11 protein-coding genes and 1 riboswitch are annotated in these 20,422 nt (G+C 37.9%); of the genes, 2 read left to right on the top strand and 9 right to left on the bottom strand.

Going from position 1 to position 20,422, the window contains the following annotated elements; all coding sequences use genetic code 11:
- Positions 1 to 121: 121 nt before the first annotated feature.
- The gene (addA, locus tag ACWNMY_RS16735) at positions 122 to 3,883 is read right to left on the bottom strand and encodes a helicase-exonuclease AddAB subunit AddA (protein WP_449539395.1); all 3,762 of its coding nucleotides are present in this window, start codon (positions 3,881 to 3,883) and stop codon (positions 122 to 124) included.
- Positions 3,876 to 7,367, bottom strand: a complete 3,492-nt coding sequence (gene addB, locus ACWNMY_RS16730; RefSeq protein ID WP_449539394.1) for a helicase-exonuclease AddAB subunit AddB — start codon at positions 7,365 to 7,367, stop codon at positions 3,876 to 3,878. Before addB ends, addA begins: the two co-directional genes overlap by 8 nt.
- A gap of 174 nt (positions 7,368 to 7,541) precedes the next feature.
- On the opposite strand from addB, the gene ACWNMY_RS16725 reads away from it, so the two are divergent.
- Complete coding sequence (locus ACWNMY_RS16725; RefSeq protein ID WP_449539393.1) at positions 7,542 to 8,681, top strand: MFS transporter; 1,140 nt, start codon at positions 7,542 to 7,544, stop codon at positions 8,679 to 8,681.
- A 458-nt stretch (positions 8,682 to 9,139) separates the two neighbouring features.
- Here ACWNMY_RS16725 and ACWNMY_RS16720 read toward each other — a convergent pair whose 3' ends face one another.
- The 4 genes from ACWNMY_RS16720 to ACWNMY_RS16705 all read right to left on the bottom strand — a co-directional run bounded on the left by ACWNMY_RS16720 (position 9,140) and on the right by ACWNMY_RS16705 (position 13,786).
- Positions 9,140 to 9,613 carry a flavodoxin domain-containing protein gene (locus tag ACWNMY_RS16720; protein ID WP_449539392.1) on the bottom strand — a complete coding sequence of 158 codons (474 nt, stop codon included), beginning with the start codon at positions 9,611 to 9,613 and terminating at the stop codon, positions 9,140 to 9,142.
- Positions 9,603 to 10,649 carry a ribonucleotide-diphosphate reductase subunit beta gene (locus ACWNMY_RS16715; RefSeq protein ID WP_449539391.1) on the bottom strand — a complete coding sequence of 349 codons (1,047 nt, stop codon included), beginning with the start codon at positions 10,647 to 10,649 and terminating at the stop codon, positions 9,603 to 9,605. The genes ACWNMY_RS16720 and ACWNMY_RS16715 overlap by 11 nt, the downstream gene beginning before the upstream one ends.
- A 20-nt stretch (positions 10,650 to 10,669) precedes the next feature.
- Positions 10,670 to 12,934 carry a ribonucleoside-diphosphate reductase subunit alpha gene (locus ACWNMY_RS16710; protein WP_449540473.1) on the bottom strand — a complete coding sequence of 755 codons (2,265 nt, stop codon included), beginning with the start codon at positions 12,932 to 12,934 and terminating at the stop codon, positions 10,670 to 10,672.
- A 174-nt stretch (positions 12,935 to 13,108) separates the two neighbouring features.
- Positions 13,109 to 13,284, bottom strand: a riboswitch (cobalamin riboswitch).
- A gap of 124 nt (positions 13,285 to 13,408) precedes the next feature.
- Entirely contained in the window at positions 13,409 to 13,786 is a 378-nt protein-coding gene (locus ACWNMY_RS16705) for a GNAT family N-acetyltransferase (RefSeq protein WP_449539390.1), read from the bottom strand.
- Positions 13,787 to 13,942: 156 nt separating this feature from the next.
- Here ACWNMY_RS16705 and ACWNMY_RS16700 point away from each other — a divergent pair, with 156 nt between their 5' ends.
- Entirely contained in the window at positions 13,943 to 14,353 is a 411-nt protein-coding gene (locus ACWNMY_RS16700; protein WP_449539389.1) for a VOC family protein, read from the top strand.
- 48 nt (positions 14,354 to 14,401) lie between these two features.
- Here ACWNMY_RS16700 and ACWNMY_RS16695 read toward each other — a convergent pair whose 3' ends face one another.
- From ACWNMY_RS16695 to ACWNMY_RS16685, 3 genes are all read right to left on the bottom strand, one after another.
- Positions 14,402 to 14,950: a GNAT family N-acetyltransferase gene (locus tag ACWNMY_RS16695; RefSeq protein WP_449539388.1), complete on the bottom strand. Its 549-nt coding sequence runs from the start codon at positions 14,948 to 14,950 to the stop codon at positions 14,402 to 14,404.
- 143 nt (positions 14,951 to 15,093) lie between these two features.
- The gene (locus ACWNMY_RS16690) at positions 15,094 to 18,408 is read right to left on the bottom strand and encodes a 5'-nucleotidase C-terminal domain-containing protein (protein ID WP_449540472.1); all 3,315 of its coding nucleotides are present in this window, start codon (positions 18,406 to 18,408) and stop codon (positions 15,094 to 15,096) included.
- A 450-nt stretch (positions 18,409 to 18,858) separates the two neighbouring features.
- The gene (locus ACWNMY_RS16685) at positions 18,859 to 20,361 is read right to left on the bottom strand and encodes an acyl-CoA synthetase (RefSeq protein WP_449539387.1); all 1,503 of its coding nucleotides are present in this window, start codon (positions 20,359 to 20,361) and stop codon (positions 18,859 to 18,861) included.
- Positions 20,362 to 20,422 lie beyond the last annotated feature (61 nt).

The raw sequence follows: 20,422 nt of genomic DNA, 5'->3' as shown, positions 1-20,422 counted from the left end.
CCGTTTACTTCGTACCACTATTTTATCATAGGAACTTGTCCAAAAATGGGAACGATAATTGGAAATTAGCAACTTACATAAATGGAAAAAGTACTGCCAACAATGAGGCAGTACTTTTCTTCTACACTTCTAACAAATGACCTCCGTCAAAGAAATAAAGATATCTTTCCGTCAGTGGCTTTCTCCAAATATGTTCAATTGCTTTACTATATAATTCAAGCTGTACTCGATAACGTTCTTCTAATACAGGCTTTGCCTCCTCGAAGTCTTCGAATTTCCCTGTAATAGTATCAGTTTTATAATCAATCAACACAATTCCCTTTTCATCTTCAAAGATACAGTCGATAACCCCCTGAATCAGAACATTTTCCTGTTGATCATCAGACCAGTCAGCATAGGCTTGTTGCGCCGGAATTGCTACACTAAAGGGAACCTCTCGTCTTATATCTTCGGAAGCTAACATCCGCTTTGCAATATCTGTACCAAAAAAACCAACAATATTTGTAACATCAATCACATCAGCTTGCTCTTGCGTTATCAATTCATTGTGAACCATCCGCTGGATTTGCTCGCGGACAGACTCCTCATTAATTGAGTCAGTTAGGCTTACATGTTGCATCACCATATGCATAGCTGTACCACGCTCTGCTGCAGTTAATGATTTTTGCTGCATAAAACGCGGTCGATCCGCACTTGCCGCTCGAAACTTCGGAAGAAAAGCCGTATCGCTATGCTCATCCTTATTCTCCCGTTGTCTTTTAATCTCCGAAACAGATTGCTTAGAACGCTTATTTGCTGCAGATTTAAAAGGATAGCTCCAATTTAATCGTAGCGTTATTTCTTCGGAGACATCACTACTGACTGGAATCGGTCTTCCTTCTTTCATGGCAGCTTCAATTTGTTCATTTTTACGTTCTTCACCAACCTCAACTTTTTGAAGTTCGATAGCTGGAATTGTACGAATGACCCATTTTGCCGGGTGGTTTACAATTGTGTCTGGCAACTGATTAATTGTTTCTTCACCACGAAGCAACTCTCCATCATGGTGTCTTATTAAACCAGGACCCACCCAATCAATATAAGATTTCGCTCCTGCTCTTGTATGATCAGCAAGTAACCAATCTTTATTTTGTAAGGTAGCTTGCCATTTCCCAATTTGTTTATCCAAATCCTTTACTGTCCCTACTAAATAAAGCTTTTCCTTTGCTCTAGTAAGCGCAACATATAGGACACGCATTTCCTCTGAAATCAATTCGAGGTGCATTTTCTTTTTAATTGCCAGCATAGGCAGGGTTGGATAGCTAATTCTGAGCCTTGGATTCACATATTTAGAGCCAAATCCAAGCTCTTTATCTAAGAGGTACTTTTTATTTAAGTCCATCATATTAAATTGCTTTGAAAGTCCACCTACAAAGACAACGGGGAATTCAAGTCCCTTACTCTTATGGATCGTCATTAACCGGACAACATCTTCTTGTTCACCTAAAGCCCTTGCCGCTCCTAAATCATCGCCTCGATCCTGCATTCGTTCTATGAAACGCAAAAATCTGAACAAGCCTCGAAATGACGTGGCTTCATATTGTCTCGCACGATCATATAAGGCACGCAAGTTTGCTTGACGCTGCTTTCCTCCAGGCATACCACCAACAAAGTCATAAAAATAAGTCTCACGGTACAATTGCCAAATTAAATCTGACAGTGAGCCAGTTCTTGCCCTTGTACGCCAATTATCTAATTTTTGATGAAATTCCACTACTTTTTGATGTGTTTCATCATCTGATGACGCTTCTTTTAGAAATACCTTCAATGCCTCGAAGTAAGGACTATTTTTTTCAAAGGAGCGAATTTTTGCTAGCTCTTCTGCTTCCAGTCCAACAATTGGTGAACGGAGTACAGAGGCTAACGGAATATCTTGATACGGATTATCAATCACTTTCAATAAAGACATCATAATGGCTACTTCTGTTGCATCAAAATATCCCGTTGAGAGATCTGCATAAACCGGAATCCCTTGTTGTTTAAACTCCTCCATAATCTGTGGAGCCCATGGCATTGAACGCATCAAAATGACAATATCTCGATACGTTACGCTTCTCATTCGATCTTGCTTTCGATCATACACTTGGAATTGTGAAGAAATCATTTCTTTTATTTGCTTCGCCATCGCACGTGCCTCTAGTTGAGCCGTTTCAAGCTCCGCCTCATTAAAAAGAACTATTCCCTCTTCATCCTCGGAACCTTCTTCTACTTCATAGCTTGGTGCCTCTTGTCCATTTTTATCAATAAGCAAAAATTCCGCAGCCATTTGATCATTAGTTGGGTAGTCAGCACCGAGCTTTAATTCCGCATCATCGTCATATTCGATTTCACCAACTGCTTCACCCATAATTTGCTTAAACAGAAAATTCGTTCCGTCTAAAACTTCTGCTCGACTTCGAAAGTTCTTTGATAGATCAATTCGTAAGCCTGAATTTTCTCCCGTTTGTGTAAACCGTTTATACTTGCTTAAAAATAGCATTGGTTCTGCTTGACGGAATCGGTAAATAGATTGTTTGACATCTCCTACCATGAACATATTTCCGGTCACTTCTCCGTCTTTCGTTACTAGCTTAAGAATAGATTCTTGTACCATATTTGTATCTTGGTACTCATCAACAAAAACCTCTGCAAACTGTAAGCGATATTCAAGTGCAGCTTCAGATGGTACGAGTTCATCAGCCGGGCTACCTGCTTGACGAAGAATTTCTAGACAGTAATGCTCTAAGTCTGAAAAATCAACAAGTCCTTTTTCTTCTTTTACCTTTTGAAATCTATCAGAGAATTCCATTACAAGCTGTACTAGCATTTCAATGGATGGTTGCATTTCCTTAATATCCTCTAAATAGCTTTCGGGAGCTCGACTGAACAAGTCTTCTTTTATTTTTTGAACAAGTTTTTTTGAGTCATCTCTAAGTTTTGTAACCTGATCTTTTAGTTGTTCATCGTACTCATCACCCTTTACAGCTTTGGCTGTTTTAAAAACAAGGGTTTGCATTTCGTGGTAAAGTGCTGTCCATGAATGATCCTTAGCACGCAATAGGCGGTAAATCTGTTCCAGGTCTGCCTCAATTGTTTCTGCACGTGGTGCTGGCCCTCCTGGTAATCGAATTAAATCCATTGCATACTCTAAGTTAGATTTTGCTCCCTCAAGTTGAAGCGTAATGTCTGCAAGTAGATGTGGGATGTATGGTGTGTGATCTAACGTTTGTTGATCAATCTGATAATCGCTAACAATTTGTTCAAGCCACTCGCTCGGTGTTGGGTGTGATCTTGAAAATTCATATAATGTCCGAATCATATCTTGCAGCTCAGTATCTGTACGGTCATTCGTAAACCGGTCTACCAAATCGAAGAAACGGTTATCCTCTATATTGCTATAGTGTTCTTCAAACAGTTCTTCCATTATTTCGTCCCGTAAAATTTGCGCCTCTGTGGAATCAGCAATCCGAAAGCCTGGGTCAATATCAATTAAATAATAAAACTTCCGAATTACCTCTAGACAGAAGGAGTGGATGGTTGAGATTGACGCTCGATTAAGCAAGCTTAATTGGCGTCGAATGTGTAAGGAGGCCGGATCATCCTTTAAGGCTTTTTCAAGAGCCTCCCCAATTCGGTTTCTCATTTCTGCTGCTGAAGCATTTGTAAATGTAACAACAAGTAATCTGTCTACATCAATGGGATTTTCGGACGAAAGGATTTTTCTTATAATCCTTTCAACTAGTACCGCTGTTTTACCGGAACCCGCTGCCGCTGCTACGAGAATATCCTGCCCACTTGAAACGATTGCTTTCCATTGATCATCTGTCCATTGACTTCCCTCTGGTTTTTCAATCAAATTACTCATGGATCTTCACACCCCCATTCCTAATCCTGTCTAAGATTACCTCTTTATTTTCATTTGGAAGCACGCGGTAATTATTTTCTTCTAAGCTTTGGTCAAACTGGCAAACTGATTTAAACGAACAAAACGTACACGGTGTTTTATCCTTAAGTTTATATGGTGCTATGTCGATTTCACCATTTGTTATTCGATTTCCAGTATTTTTAAAGACTCCTCGTACATGGTTGCGAAGTTCTCCTAACTCTTCTTCACTTGCTACTTGAGAATTCGAGTAGAAACTTCCATCCTTTTTGATAGCGGCCGAAACAATCTGAGAATAACCTGTCCCAAGTGATTGGTCCATTAAGCGGACAGATTCCTCTTCACCAAGTAGTAGACCCTTCATTTTAAACCGTTTAAAGATTTCCTCTTCAATTTTATCCTCAGGCATTGCTTTAGTTGAATGAATTAACGGATCATGTATATGAAAATATAGTACACCCGCTGGTTTTGCGGTTGTTCCAATCCATTCCTTAGAATGCGTGATTATCACATCCAAATAAGTCAGCATTTGAAGAGCGAGTCCATAATATACCTCTGAAAGATTAAGTGCCTTTTGACTTGACTTATAATCAATTACTCGTAAAAGAACACCATTGGAGCTCTCTGCTTTATCAACACGGTCTATTCGGCCTACCAACTCCATCGTACTACCATTATCCATCTGAAAACGGATTGGTGGTAACGGTCCCTTCTTACCAAATCCAAGCTCAAGACCTACTGGAGCAAATCCACTTGCTTTTGCATGATCACTTAAAATTTTAGATGCACGACTAATTATTTTTTGTAGCTTTTGCATGATATAGTGATAGCGATTTGAGCTTAGTAATATCTCTTTCTGTAATCGTGGTGCAAGTTCCTCTACTGCTTTTGTAGCTAGTTGATCACACTGTTCTTTTGTCAGGTCACGCCAATCAATCCCGTTCACTCGTAAAGAATCTGCAATCTTCTTTAGTGCAGCATGAAATAAATCCCCAATATCTGGTGATTCCAATCGAAATACCTTACGTTCCCTTAATCCAAGTCCGTAACTCGCAAAATGAGAGAATGGACAGCCTTGGAATACTTCCATTCTTGAGACACTACCTTGAATATGGTCACCATATAAGGCCTCGGTTATTTCTTTCGATAGCTTTTTCGGTTTATTTTTATAAAAAAGACTACTTAATACCAGTCTACTTTTCTCTCTCATCACATCATGATTGGCAAAATAGTTATATACATCCCACCATAAATCTTGAATGGGATATTGTTTTTTCCAAGCTTGCAATTGTGTTGCTAAGGACGACAAGGCAACATCTGGATTTACGATATAATGTAGTTGTTCAGTTGCTGATAGCTCTGATGGCTCATTCATAAAGAACATTTCGTTTATAGTTGGGAAAAGATCCTTTAGGCGTTTGATAATTGGTGAAGGAAGTAATGATTTTCCCTCTTCATTTGCTAGCGGAAAGCTGATATACAAAGCCTCCTGGGCACTCGTTAGTGCACAGTAAATAAGGAAGTTTTCATCTAAAAGTGTTTCCCGACTTCCCGGAGCCAAGTGTAATCCAACATCACCTAACGCTTCTCGATCTGTCTCCGAAAATACTCCTTCTTCATTTGGTCTTGCAGGTAATACCCCATCATTCGCACCGATTATAAAAGTCGATTTTATATTAGAAAACCTTGAACGCTCCAAGCTTGCAACAAGGACCTGGTCAATCGCTGGTGGTACAAGGGCAAATTGCATACTTTCGAGCCCAGTTTCAATCATATTGGTAAACATCGTTAGTGATACTTTCTCTTCGCCTATTATTTCTACATATTGATCAAGTAGCTCTAGTATCGAATTCCATACTTGATCATGTTCTCTTGCTTCAGATAAACGGCCTAAAGTTTCCGCATTTAACTTTAGTTCTTCCATTTTCGCTGGGATTTCAAGCTCTTCTAAATATAGAAAAAGTGCCTCACACTTGCTTCTTCCATTCTTCGCTTTTTGAAGACGTTTTTGAAATCTTACTAACGGTTCAACAATCATGTTACGTAGGTGATTAAGAGTGTCCTCATACTCTCGCTCTTTATCTGTTTGAGGAAGGTCTTGATCTTCTAATCCTCTAATTCGTTTATATTTCCACCGCTCACCATTCGTCCATCTATACCCTTGAACACCATATTCAAGCACATAATTTTCAAGCTTGTCCATGTCCTCACGAAGAGCGGAGATTTCTTCACCGAATGGATACAACAGATCCGTTTTCACGCAACGAAATACTGATTCATATCGCCAATTACTACTAACCACCTCAAGGCTCGAACGGGTGAGTTCAATTAATGGATGATTTAGCATAGAGCGTTTTTGGTCAATAAAAAATGGAATGTGATAATCTTGAAAAATAGTTTCGATTATCTCATGATAATCACCAGCATTTCGAACAAGAATAGCAATATCGCGGTACCTATAGCTCTTATCTCGAACAAGTCTTTGGATTTCACGAGCAACACCTTCTATTTCTGCGCGCCTATTCACGGCTTGTCCCAATGTAAGTGGTGTTTCTCCATGAAATGGAACAGTAGGTCTTTCATCAAAATATTTTTCTAAGTGAGCTAAGGAAGGTTCTGTCGAATAGCGATACGATTTTGTTAATGTAATAGGCTCTTCTATTTGAATTCCGGTTTCACTCGCCAATTGAATAATAGATTGATAGGTCATACCAGTCAGACGAAATAAGCTTAGATCATGTGGGGGGGCATCCTTATAAGCTTTATCGACTGTCAGAGCAATCGTCACCTTTTTGGCAACCTTCATGAGCTGTCCCACTACTTCAAGCTCCTGTGGGGTAAAACTATGAAATCCATCAATCAAAATTTCAGCTTCTTTAATATAGGAAGATAGAGGAATTTTCTCTGCTAACAATCGTAAATAATCCTCAGAATCTACGTATTTCTCAAATAAGTGTCTTTCTAACTCATTATAAAGAAGTTGTAAGTCATGTAATTTATCAGAAAGAACTTTGTTTTCATTTGAAACTGCATTCCGTTGTTCTTCTAACATCTCTGGTGTCACACAATAGCGTTTAAACTCTGCGACCATTTCTTCCATTTGGGTAATGAATCCATTTTTATCAGCAGCACGTGTAAATACCTTAAGATCCTGCTTTTTAGTTTCTATAATTTTTCGAAGGAGCATGTTTACTCCCACATTATTAACGTGGTAACGACTCATGCCACCTGTTTCCTGCAACACTCTCCACGCCAGACGCGTAAAGCTAAATACTTGAGCCCTCATCATTCCACCAATTCCAGGTGTATTGATAAGATCATATTCGGATTGAAAGGTCATTTGATCTGGGACTAAATACACAATGGGAGAGCCTGTAGGATCGGAAATAAGCTGTTTCCGGATGTCTTCTAAACATGCTGATGTCTTTCCAGTGCCGGCTCGTCCCAAAATAAATTGTAATGACATATATTGTAAACCTCCTAAAAGTAGAAGAGACTTTCGTTTCATTTCTATCATCTAATTGTACCAAAAAGTTCGTTGTACATGTAAAAACAACACCTATCCAAATTATAGAATTCAGAATGTAAGAACTGACAAAGAATACCTATCTGGCATATGTTACTACAGGTGGTGATTAGATTGAAACGGTTGTTTTTAGTTGCATTTCTCCTTGTTATAACAGGGACGTTTATTGCAAGTAATATTTATACATTAATCCCTATCTATGGACCTATTTCAGATTCATTAGGTATTACAGTTAACCAAGCTGTCATTGGCGGCAGCATCTTTTCATTTTTCTATGCCTGTGGGTTACTTACCTTTGGACCGGTGTCAGAAAGAGTCGGTAGGAAAAAGGTAATTCTCTACGGCTTACTATTCTCATTTCTTACAACTGGGTTCGTGGGATTATCATTTAATGAGGAAACCTTATATATTTTTCGAGGGTTGCAGGGATTCGCCCTAGGAAGCTTTGCCCCTGTAGCATTTGCGTATACATTTGAGGTATTTCCAGTTCGACACCGAACCTTAGTCCTCGCCTTAATCAATAGTGGATTCTTGATAGCTGGTATCCTAGGACAACTAGTCAGTTCAAGTATAACTAGTTTACTTGGCTGGGAATATGTTTTTATTTGTTTTGCAGGGTTTTATTTACTTCTTTTTATCTGTGGGGTGCTCGTCTATCCAAGCGTTCCATTATCAAACCTAGAGGGAACTGCTTTCGTTCAAGATTTATATAAACTTGTGAAAAACCCATCATTACTACTATGTTATATCATTACTTTTTCGGTACTACTAACCTTTGTCTCATTCTACGACGGACTCGGACAATATCTACTTGAGGAATACAACATTAACCAACAAACATTATTTAAGATTAGAGCAGTTGGCCTAATTGGGGCATTGTTATCATTGTTCACGGGAAAACTGGTTCAACAATTCGGTGACCGTCGAACGCTGTTAATTGGTTTAGGTTTGGTAGTCTTCAGTCTAGTTTTTGTTTTATTCGCAAGTACGCCAGGACTGTTGGCCATGCTCACAATACCTTTTGTCGCGGCCATTTCCTTGCTTTTCCCTGCCATTATTTCTTTGGTCGGTAAACTAGGGGAAAAAGCCCGAGGAACAGCCATTTCACTATATTCATTCACTTTGCTAACAGGGGCTAGCATTGGCCCCCTTCTTGCTTCCTTTCTAAGTTTCCCTACATTACTTATTGTTCTAACTTTGATTTTTGTCATCAATATCCTCTTACTCTACAAATTAAAGGGAAAAATATCGTAGGAATAGGATCCTCACATTAAGTAAGGTTTGTACTTTTTAAGGTAAAAAGGAACTTTTAGGCATTTCCGTTTGACACAATTAGCTTTTGACTTTTTTAGGGCAGGCTCATAGACTCTTCCGTTGAGCTCAGCTTAGCTTTTGTCCTTTAGAGCCTGGCTCAAAGACTTTTCCGTTGGGCGCAGTTTGGCTTTTGTCTTTAAGAGCCTGGCTCATGGACGTTTCCTCTGGGCGCAGTTTGACTTTTGTCTTTGAGAGCCTGGCTCATATACATTTCCTCCGGGCACAGCTTGGCTTTTGTCTTTGAGAGCCTGGCTCATGGACGTTTCCTCTGGGCGCAGTTTGACTTTTGTCTTTTAAGAATCGCTTCAAGGATATTTCTTTAAAACACAATATGACTTATGTCCTTGTAATAATGCCCTTATTAAGAGAACAGCTTTGATGGTACATGTTATGACCGATTACACCGATAAACCATTTTTCACTTCATGTAGTGCTCGTTGCATCACGGATTCTACAAACCGTTCAAATCGGGATTCGTCAATATGCTGTGGCATTAGTTCAATTTTCAATGTCGCAGCTAGGTTTGAGTGTACATATAACATATCTCGAAACCTATCAACCGCTCCACAAAAGTTTGGATAAAATTGGTCGCCTGTACCAACGACTCCTGTCACGATATCCTTATTTCTGCTATTTTCGAAGGCTCGATATACCCCGAGCATCTCATGTGGTATGTCACCATTTCCCCATGTATATGTCCCGATAATGACTACATCAAAACTATCTAAATCATGATATGGAAAATAATCAACAGGAAATAGAGTATAGAGGTTTGTGTATTTTTCAATATAAGATTGCACAATCCTTATTGCCTCCTCTGTGTTACCTGTTATTGATGTGTACACGATTCCAACCTTGATTTTATAACTCATCAAACCCATTTGATTCGGATACCTTCGTATAGGTACGGGATTTTTGTTCAAAGAAGTCTGATTTGGTTTCATTCATCATCTCATCACTAAATACATGGATCCAGGGCATTGGGTTCTCTCTGTCCTCATACAGATTTTGAAAACCTAACTGACGCAGCCTCTTATTTGCAAGATATTCGACATATGCTTCAAACTCGTTTAAGTCAATCCCCTCAATATCTTTCAAAATATAATAGGCCCATTCTTTTTCAAGCTCTACGGCTTGTCCAATTGCATGGTAAACATATCTTTTATTTTCCTCACTATTTAACTCGGGATTTTCTGATAAAAGGATTCGTACAAACTGAGCAATGAAATATGCATGTTGCATTTCATCCCGTTGTATATAACTTATCATTGTACTTGTTTTTAACATTTTCTGTTGTCTTGCCAAGTTGTAAAAAAAGGCAAATCCTGCATAAAAATAGATTCCTTCAAGATTTATCGAATTAATGGCCAGTTTAAACAAGTTTTGTGGTGTAGGATCTTGCCTAAAGCCCTCATAGGCTTCAAGAATCAGTTGATTTCTCTTCTGTACGATAGGATCTTCTTTTGCCTGATTAAACCGTTCCTTTTGTTCATGTAAAGGCACAAGTGAGCTCAATATATAAGAATAGGATTCATTATGTACTGCTTCTTGCTGTGAAATTACCGCAAATATTGCCTTAAAACTTGAGTCGGTCACATAGTCCATCACTTGATTCATCGTCGGTGTTTGCAGACTATCTAATGAGGCAAGCTGCGTATTGATTCGTAAAAATACATCCTTTTCAATGGAACTTAAATGATCCCATTGCTTAATATCATCCTGCATATTAATCTCTTGTGCTTTCCAAAAGTTTGCTAGCAATGTTTGATATAGAGTATACATTTGTGGATAGGCGATATCATTCCAATTCAAAAGTCCTGAGGTTTTTCCATTGATTATCCCAGTCGATTTATTGGGAAATTCCGGGTTAAATAATTTTATTTTTGTTAGTGATTGATTGTGTGTCATCTGATCCATTCCCTCCTATTTTAGCTATGGCATAATTCGCATTCTTCAATTTCCGACTGTGAAGTACTTCTTACGTAATAAGTTGTTTTTAATCCTTTGCGCCACGCCTCCAAATGAAGCTGTAAGAGTTCTTTTGCTTTAATATCATGCCTCACATAGAGATTAAAGCTAATACCTTGATCAATATGACGTTGTCTTGCAGCATTTTGCCTAATACTCCAAATTTGATTTACTTCATGACGAGCCTTTCGGTAAAACTCATATGTCCTATGGTTGATGTCTGGAGCTGTTACCTTGAACTTAAAGTTCTTTTTCTCCTCTGCATACTCCGCCGCATAGATAGGATCAATTCCATCCGTTGAACCGCCAATTTTTGCTGTTGATGAATTCGGAGCGATTGCCATTAACCAGCCATTCCGAATACCGTCCTGAGCTACATTCTCTTGAAGTTTTTTCCAACGCTCTGTACGATATTTTCTACGGGTAAAATACTTTCCTGTTTCCCATTCAGATCCCGTAAACATTCGATAGGCTCCTTTTTCTTGCGCAAGCTCCATTGAAGATCGAATCGCATAGTAGGCAATATCCTCGTAAAGCTCATCTGCAAATTGAACCGCTTCTTCAGATTCCCAATAAATCCCCTTCACTGCTAAAAGATGATGCCAGCCAAATGTACCAAGACCTACTGCTCGAAACTTTTTATTGGTAATCTCTGCTTGTTTCACTGAAATCGTATTTAAATCAACAACATTATCTAGCATCCTAACCTGTATCCTCACCAAACGTTCCAATACCGAATCTCCAACAGCTCTAGGAAGATTAATAGATGAAAGATTGCATACGACAAAGTCGCCTGGTTTTCGAATTATGATAATATTGCCTTCTTCATCGATGTATTCCTTTGTTACAGCTGTGACAGACATGTTTTGGGCGATTTCAGTACATAAATTGCTGCAGAAAATGGCTGTACGCCCTATTCCTAAAAGGTGTTTATTAGGATTTTGTCGGTTGACTTCATCACGGTAGAACATATATGGTGTACCCGTTTCTAACTGAGCAATCATGATTCGTGCCATGACGTCCATTGCTCGATATGTTTTACGTGGTAATAGCGGATGGTTTACAGCTTCCACATATTTGGTAGTAAAGAACTTCTCATCTTCTTCATCATAAAAATCCTCTAACCCGAGTGGATTTCCGTGTTCATCTTTCCAGCCCATTATTTGCTTCACTTCATGTGGACAAAAGGTATGCCATTCTCCTATACTTCTGCCGTTACCATCTACTTCTTCTAACTTTTTCATAAACAAATCAGGGATAGCGACTCCAGTGAAAATATCATGTGCCTTCCGACGTTCATCCCCATTATTCGTTTTTAAATCTAGAAAACCATTCATAATATCCTTATGAAAAAGGTCAAGATAGATGGCAATGGCTCCCTGCCTTTGACCCAGCTGATCAACGCTTACTGCCGTATCATTTAAAAGCCGAATCCAAGGAATGACCCCTGATGAATTACCTTTAAATTTTTTTATGTCCGAGCCTAACGAACGAACCTTCCCATAATATACGCCAATCCCACCACCATCTTTTGACAATCTAGCAATATCCCAATTATTTAAATATATTCCATCGAGAGAGTCTTCAACTGTGTCTATGAAGCAGGAAGATAATTGACCAAAACTCTTACCCGCATTTGATAAAGTTGGGGTGGCAACGGTCATATATAAATTACTTAATGCCCAATAGGCCTCCTTAATTAAACGCAGACGAACTGTTGGATTCTCATTCTTCATGAGTGTCATTGCAATTACCATGAAACGTTCCTGTGGAAGTTCATAAATATTCCGTTCATAATCTCTAGCAAGGTACCTGTCAGCAAGTAGAAATAAACCGATGTAGGTAAATAAAAGGTCCTTTGACGGGTCAATTACAGCTCCTAGTTCATCTACCTCTGACTGTGTATAGGTCTCCAGCAGTTCCGAAGAGTAAATACCTTTGTTTGTTAATTCAATTAGTAATTCATAAAAACTACCATATTTTAATTCTCGATCATACTTACGATTTACTGCCGCTTTATCATATAATTCATTCAAATATAAATGTGCTGCTAAATAGGTCCAATTTGGTTGGTCCATCTCAATTTTATGTAATGCATAAAACATTGCCTGTTGGTTTGCCTCAAGTTTGGTAACATTCATCTCAGTCAATTTGTTTCTAATTTGTTCAGTCTCAAGTTGGTACGTACCTTTTGCGTAATCAAGTGATTTAAATACTGAATTCATGTCTCCATCCAAAATAATACTCAAATCTATTCTCTCCCTTACTTGAAATAGTGTTTCAAAACAACAAAAAAATCCGCTCAAATTGAGCGGATGAAACGATAACATCAAGAGAAAAGAAGAAAAGTATAGCCTCTCAATCGCCATCGTTTCATCTTCTCAATCCCCGAAGAAGTTGAAACATCTCAAGAAAAGACAGGTCTCCTGACTTATGCTTCACTCTACTTTGAACCCTTCCCATATAAGATACAGTGGTTTGTTCATTTCGTCAGCATTTACAGTTGCGGGGGCAGTTCTGGATTTTCACCAGATTCCCTTTTCAGCCTAATGGCATCTTTTTCTCAAGGCAAAACACAATATGTAGTTTTATATCAACTATTTCAATCAATATCTATTATTCTATTTAATAATAAGTGACTACTTCTTTTTTAGCAAGACATAAATTGACATATTTTTCTTAGGTAAAAAAAGTCCCAGCTATATAAGCTGGGTAAATGCAATGATAGTATAGGAGTTAGTAAGTTTTTTTATAGCCTCTTCTAATAAAGCTTTCGCAACTCCCTTTCCCCTATGTAGTTCATCAACATACATTGCCACTATATTTGCTCTATGTCTTATTTTTGCTCGCGTTTCCCTTATTAAGGTCACCGTACCAATCAAACTACCATCTTCGAATGCCCCTAAGGTTTGAAAGTCCACTGACTGAAAACTTTTTTCATATTGTCTGATAGGATTTTCCTTTTCCTTTTCCTCTTCATATGTGACCAAAAATGCATTTGGCTCTGTTTTGAGCGCCTTCAACCTTAATTCCCAGTACGCATGTGCTTCTTCTGGGATAAGCTTTCTTATTTTCATATTCTACCTCTTTTACAAGAACGTTTGTTCTTGTATTTTTTAGTTTCTTTCATTATAATAGGTTTAAAGGAAAATTTATACAAAGATGTATGCATACTTCAAGAAAAAGAAATCCTAGAATTTGGTATTAAACTAATGAAAAAAGGAGTGTTTAATATGAAAGGGCAAGCAACACCTTATTTAATATTTGATGGTAATGCAAGGGAAGCTTTGGAATTTTATAAGGATACATTTGATGGGGATATTATAGAAATTCAAACCTTCGGTGAAGCTGATTATCCAACTCCACCAGAAGCTGATAATCGCATCATACATGCTAAGTATAAAAAAGACGATCTGTACCTTATGTTTTCCGACACATTTCCAGGTCAAGAAGTGACTGTTGGGAATCATATTTCTCTAACACTTGAATTTGAAAGTGAAGAAGAAATTACAAAAGTCTATAATCTACTAAGTCAAAATGGTTCTGTGTCAATGGAGCTGCAGGATACATTTTGGGGTGCAAAATATGCAAAAGTAAAGGACCAGTTCGGCATTATTTGGGATCTTAATTACGAAAAAGGCTAATCAAGAAAAATCCACAGAAGAGTACATTCACTTCTGTGGATTTTATTGCTACTTATTCTTTACTTCCCATTCATGCTTTAAGAGACCATAGGAATACATATCAAATCGTTTTCCGTCACGTTCTAAAAATTTTCTTGAAGTGCCTTCTCGTACAAATCCAAGTTTTTCATATAAAGCAATCGCTCTTTCATTATACTCAAATACCGTTAATTGAATTCTGTATAGATTGAGTTCCTGAAATGCAAAATCTAAAACTAGACGCATCGCTTCGTATCCTATCCCTTTATTCCGGTTTCCTTCGCCACCAATAGCAATCGCTAGCCATGCATTTCGATGAGGCCACATAATACTGTCGATGTCTACAAAACCAACTAATTGATTAGTCACTAAATTTTTTATTCCAAATACAAATGCATTCTCATTTTTTTGGTCCACCCATTCCTTAAACGTAGATGGATGTTTAGGAAAGGATGGTAAAGTATCTAAATTTCGTAAAAACTCTTGGTCTTCATACCAACTGACAATTGTGGGTACATCTTCTTCTTTAAATCGTACAAGTTGTACTTTGCTTCCTTTTAGTAGATTATATGTAATCATTTAAATGACTCCCTTATTTTTACTAAGGTAGTAATTCAACATTTCACTCTAAATCTCCTTTAGTAATCAATTTAACTTTAAAAATATTATCTTTTCATTAGAAAAGCCATAGAAACAAGTTCTATGGCCTGTGCTTACCTTAACTAGTTTTGTTGTGAAGTTTTTTTTCTGTTAAAGTAAATTAGTCCGACTGCAACAAGGATTAGCATAAGTCCTACCACTAGCATATTAAACGTATTTGTTGCTGTAATTGGTAGTTTTTTGCCCTCTTCCGAATCTTGTGTTTCTTTCTCATCATCTGGAGTTACTTGAGGTTTTTCAGGTTTTTCTTCACCTGGAGTTGGTTTCTCCTCACCAGGTGTTGGAACTACTTCATCTGGTATTGCATCAGTATCAACATATCTGCCTTCAATCTTAGTTGGTATTCCTTCACTTCCAAGGCTTACTAAATGTTCACGGAAGTTTTCCCAATCCGAAAGACCTAAGTCAGTTACACGTCCTTCTTCATACGCTTTGGCGAATACATCATAGCCGTCTCCGCCTTTAGCTGTGAACGCATTTGTTGCAATGATGTACGTAGTTTTATCATCGACTGCGACAAAGCTACCCTTCTCATCTTTGATGTATACTTCAACAACGCGTTCTCCTGCTGGTTTGGAAGAATCGAATTCTACCCTACCACCAGCCACATGTAAATATCCACCATTTTCTTCTGGATATTTGCTTACCGAAATTTCAAACGCTTCTTTTAACTCAGCACCTGTTAATTCCATGGTAGCTAACGTATTACCGAATGGTAATACTGTAATTACTTCACCGACTGTAATTGGGCCAGCATTGATTGCAGAACGAATACCGCCGCCATTTTGCAATGCCATAACTACATTTTTCCCTGTAAAACTTCTTGCCTTTTCAAGCATTCCGTCCGTAATCAAGTTTCCTAAGATTGTTTCGTTTTTACGTACACTTGGTTTTGTATTATCGCCATTTGTACGTGGATTTTCTAACTCAATCGGAGTTGATACACCAATTTCTTCTTGAGCAACTTTATCAACAGCTGCTTTAAATGGTGCTAATACTTCTGCTGCTTCTGGATCAGCCTCCTGATCGCCGATTGCAATCAATTCCCCAGCATGTGCAGTTACTACACCATTCGCATTAAATAAAACATCTAGAACGCCTAAATTGCTATTTGCATTTCCAGTTTGGACGATAACAGTTGGAGTTTCACCCTCAATTACAACTGGTTCTTCTAAGGCTGTATGGCTGTGTCCTCCAACGATAACGTCAATGCCTTCTACTTCCTTTGCAAGAATTAGGTCATTGTCTACTGCTGCATTATCATCGTATCCAATATGTGTTACAGCAATAATCTTGTTGACACCTTGTGCTTCGAAAGATTGAACAGCTTTCTTTGCTTCTGTAAGATAGTTTTGAAATGCGATGGAATCTGGACTTGAAATATCAACTGTTTCTTCTGTTGTTAAACCAAAGATTCCGACTTTTTCACCGTTTACTTCTTTGATAATTCCATTATAAATTTGACCATTTTTACTATCAGATGAAATTGTATCATTAAATAATCCATTGAATTTAGTATCGTTTGAGAAATCAACGTTTGCACTTACGAATGGGAATTGTGCATTCTTGATAAAGTCAACCAATGCTTGATGACCTTCAGTAGAAGAACCTAAGTCAAACTCATGGTTACCAAATGTCATTGCATCAAATTTCAGTAAGTTCATCATTGCTAAATCTGCCTTACCTTGGAACTCATTGAAATAGAGTGTTCCAGTAAATGCATCTCCAGCATGTAAAAGTAGGGCTTCGGGATTCTCCGCTCTAACCTGCTTCACTGCAGTTACTGTTTTCGGCATATCGTCAAGGGCTGCATGTGTATCATTTGTGTGCATAACCGTTAAATTGAATGCTAAATCAACGATTCTGCCTTCAACCTTAGTTGGTATTCCATTACTTCCAAGGCTCACTAAATGTTCACCGAAGTTTTCCCAATCTGAAAGACCTAAATCAGTTACACGTCCATCTTCATATACTGTTGCAAATACATCATAGCCGTCTCCACCTTTAGCGGTAAAAGCGTTGGTAGCTACAGTGTAGATACTATCATCTAGTACTTCTACAAGAATACCTTTTTCATCATAATAGCCTATAGATACGACGCGTTCTCCTGCTGGTTTCGTGGAATCAAATGTAACTTTACCGCCTGCAACATGTAAAAATCCGCCATTTTCTTCTGGGTAATTCTTTACCGAAATTTCCATCGCCTCTTTCAATTCAGCACCTGTTACATCCATGGTAGCTAACGTATTAGCAAATGGAAGTACAGTAATTACCTCACCAACAGTAATTGGTCCAGCGTCAATAGCAGCACGGATTCCACCACCGTTTTGCAATGCCATAATGACATTCTTGTCAGTGGATTCTTTCGCTTTTTGAAGCATTCCATCTGTAATCAAGTTTCCTAAAATAGTTTCGTTTTTACGTACACTTGGTTTTGTATTATCTCCGTCAGTACGTGGATTTTCCAACTCAACTGGAGTTGATACTCCAATTTCTTCTTGAGCAACTTCATTAACTTTGTCGCTAAATGGTGCTAGTACTTCTGTCGCTGTAACATCAGCCTCTTGATCGCCGATTTCAACTAATCTACCATTATGAGACTCTACTACACCATTATCATCGAAGTTAATGTGTAAAACACCTAAATTACTATTTGCATTACCGGTTTGAACAATTATTGTCTGTGTAGCATCTTTCTTTACAACTACTGGTACATCTAATGCTGTATGACTATGTCCACCAACAATTACATCAATACCTTCTACTTGTTCAGCTAATTGTAAGTCGTTATCAATTGCTGCATTATCGTCATACCCAATATGAGTTAATGCAATTATTCTATTCACACCTTGAGCCTCGAAAGCTTGTACAGCCTTTTTAGCTTCTTCAATGTAATTTTCAAATGTAATGGAGCCAGGACTGGAAATATCTTGTGTTTCTTCTGTTGTTAAACCAAAGATTCCAACCTTTTCGCCATTAACCTCCTTGATAATCCCATTGTAAATGTTACCGTTTTCGGGTTGTGCTACGATAGAATCAGAAAATAGTCCGTCAAATTTATCATCTTTTGAAAAATCTACGTTTGCACTTACAAATGGGAATTTTGCACCCTTGATAAAGTTAACCAATGCTTGATGGCCTTCCGATGAAGACCCTAAGTCAAATTCATGATTACCAAAAGTCATGGCATCAAAGCCCATTAAATTCATCATTGCTAAATCTGCTTCGCCTTGGAACTCATTGAAATATAGTGTTCCTGTAAATGCATCCCCTGCATGAAGTAGTAGTGAATTAGGATTACTAGCTCTTACTTCTTTTACAGCAGTTACCGTTTTCGGCATGTCCTTTAGTGCTGCGTGTGTATCATTTGTATGCATGATTGTTAAGTCAAAAGCATCTTCAGTTACACTGCCACTTTCTACTGCTGCACTTACAGTAGGTGCAAAGTTTACTAGAGTAGTAGGTACTAGTAAACTAAAAACAAATACGAACGATAGTATCTTTCTTACCATGTCCTTTTTCACGAATTTCTCCCCTTTTATTAGTAGATTAGTAAATCTTTACTATTATAAGATACTGTTTCTAGAGAATTCAGTCAACACCATTCACGAAAATTAAATGCTATTTCCACACTAATTATCCCCCAGAATACGAACTTAAGTAAATTTCAACCAACAAACGTTAAGATTTAGCCCTTAAATTGTAAACTTTCTTTAAATAACTTTTTTCTTACTTAAAAAACATTTCTATTATTCATATGTAACAAATCAAAAAAGACTACATAATCAATTTAGTAGTCTTTTACCATCACATTTTATTTGAACTAGTTAACCCACCAGATTTTCATATGTTTTTTGCAGATGGTTTTTATCAATCTTACCAACATGTGTTTTTGGTATGTCCTTTACGAAAATAAATTCTTTTGGAACCTTATATTTACCTATTTTCGATTTACAGAACTCCGTTATTTCTTTTTTTGAGACATGTTGACATGACTTTAGCGATACAACAGCTACTACCATTTCACCCCATTTCTCGTGTGGGACACCTATCACTGCCACCTCATTAATGGCTGGATGTTTGCTAATACACTGCTCCACCTCTAATGGATAAACATTTTCACCTCCAGAGATGATCATCTCTTTTTTCCTACCTACAATATAATGATATCCTTCCTTATCACACTTCGCTAAATCACCTGTATACAACCATCCATCCTGGTACGCTTCCTTTGTGGCATTAGGATTGTTCCAATAATGGTGAAAAACATGTTTTCCTCGAATTACTAGTTCTCCGACTTCCCCAGGTTCTACTTCCATCCCTTCCGGTGAGACAATTTTCACATCATTAAAAAACATCGCTTTACCAACAGATCCTCTTCGAAACCTTGAAATTTTCGGATCAATATAGAAATTATTTGGCCCCGCCTCTGTCAAGCCATAACCTTCTTTAAAGGATAAACCCTTTTCCTCAAACGCTTGGTAAATTTCAAGAGGACATGGCGCACCTCCAGATAAGAAAGTATGCATAGTTGGGAAAGTTATATCTTTGAATGTTGGACTATTAACCATCATATGATACATGGTCGGTACTAATAGTACGATTGTACATTCCTCTTGATTTATGATCTGGATTGCACGCGTCGGTTCAAAGTTCCTCGCAATAACAACCTTGCCTCCCATCATTAAAATGGGAATCGATAAGGCGTTCAAGCCCCCGGTGTGGAACATGGGCATATAGGTTAATGTCACATCTTCTGCGGATAGATTCCAGCTTAAGATTGTATTCAAACCATTCCAGATAATGGACTGATGGGAAAGCACAACTCCCTTTGGTTTGCCAGTTGTCCCACCTGTATATATAATGGCTAACGGATCATTTTCAGTAATGTGTTCTGCTGATTCAAAAAAATCAATTTCACCACTCGCAAGGTTATGATACTCCTCGGAATCTACTTTAAGTTTTTTCTTTGTTTCTTTATTTCGTATTAAATCCTCTAATCCACTTGACAAAGCAATCAAGTTGGGAGATGAGTCCAACAATATATACTCGATTTCCGAGCTAGATAATCTCCAATTTAATGGTACAAAAATTGCACCGATTTTTCCACAAGCAAATAGAAAATCAAAATAACTAACATCATTAGGAGACATTAGTGCAACCCGATCCCCTTTTTGTATTCCAATTGACTTAAAATAATTCCCTATATTTGTAGAGCGCTTATTTAAATCATGAAATGTAAAACGGTTACCTGTTTCTCCATCCACAACAGCAATTGAATCAGGTGATAGTCGAGCCCGATTTGCAATCCAATCTAGTTCCCACCTCACAACTATCTCTCCTTACGTCACTTAATTCTATTACTACTATAGATGAGGGGAGTTACATCGA

This window comes from Ferdinandcohnia sp. Marseille-Q9671 (genome assembly GCF_976954385.1).
The sequence above is the reverse complement of the archived record's forward strand: the minus strand, read 5'-3'. Positions and strand labels throughout refer to the sequence as shown.

Coding starts and splice junctions, on each gene's coding strand:
- addA (WP_449539395.1), bottom strand. CDS start 3,883: ATGAGTAATTTGATTGAAAAACCAGAGGGAAGTCAATGGACAGATGAT.
- addB (WP_449539394.1), bottom strand. CDS start 7,367: ATGTCATTACAATTTATTTTGGGACGAGCCGGCACTGGAAAGACATCA.
- ACWNMY_RS16720 (WP_449539392.1), bottom strand. CDS start 9,613: ATGAGTTATAAAATCAAGGTTGGAATCGTGTACACATCAATAACAGGT.
- ACWNMY_RS16715 (WP_449539391.1), bottom strand. CDS start 10,649: ATGACACACAATCAATCACTAACAAAAATAAAATTATTTAACCCGGAA.
- ACWNMY_RS16710 (WP_449540473.1), bottom strand. CDS start 12,934: ATGAATTCAGTATTTAAATCACTTGATTACGCAAAAGGTACGTACCAA.
- ACWNMY_RS16705 (WP_449539390.1), bottom strand. CDS start 13,786: ATGAAAATAAGAAAGCTTATCCCAGAAGAAGCACATGCGTACTGGGAA.
- ACWNMY_RS16700 (WP_449539389.1), top strand. CDS start 13,943: ATGAAAGGGCAAGCAACACCTTATTTAATATTTGATGGTAATGCAAGG.
- ACWNMY_RS16695 (WP_449539388.1), bottom strand. CDS start 14,950: ATGATTACATATAATCTACTAAAAGGAAGCAAAGTACAACTTGTACGA.
- ACWNMY_RS16690 (WP_449540472.1), bottom strand. CDS start 18,408: ATGCATACAAATGATACACACGCAGCACTAAAGGACATGCCGAAAACG.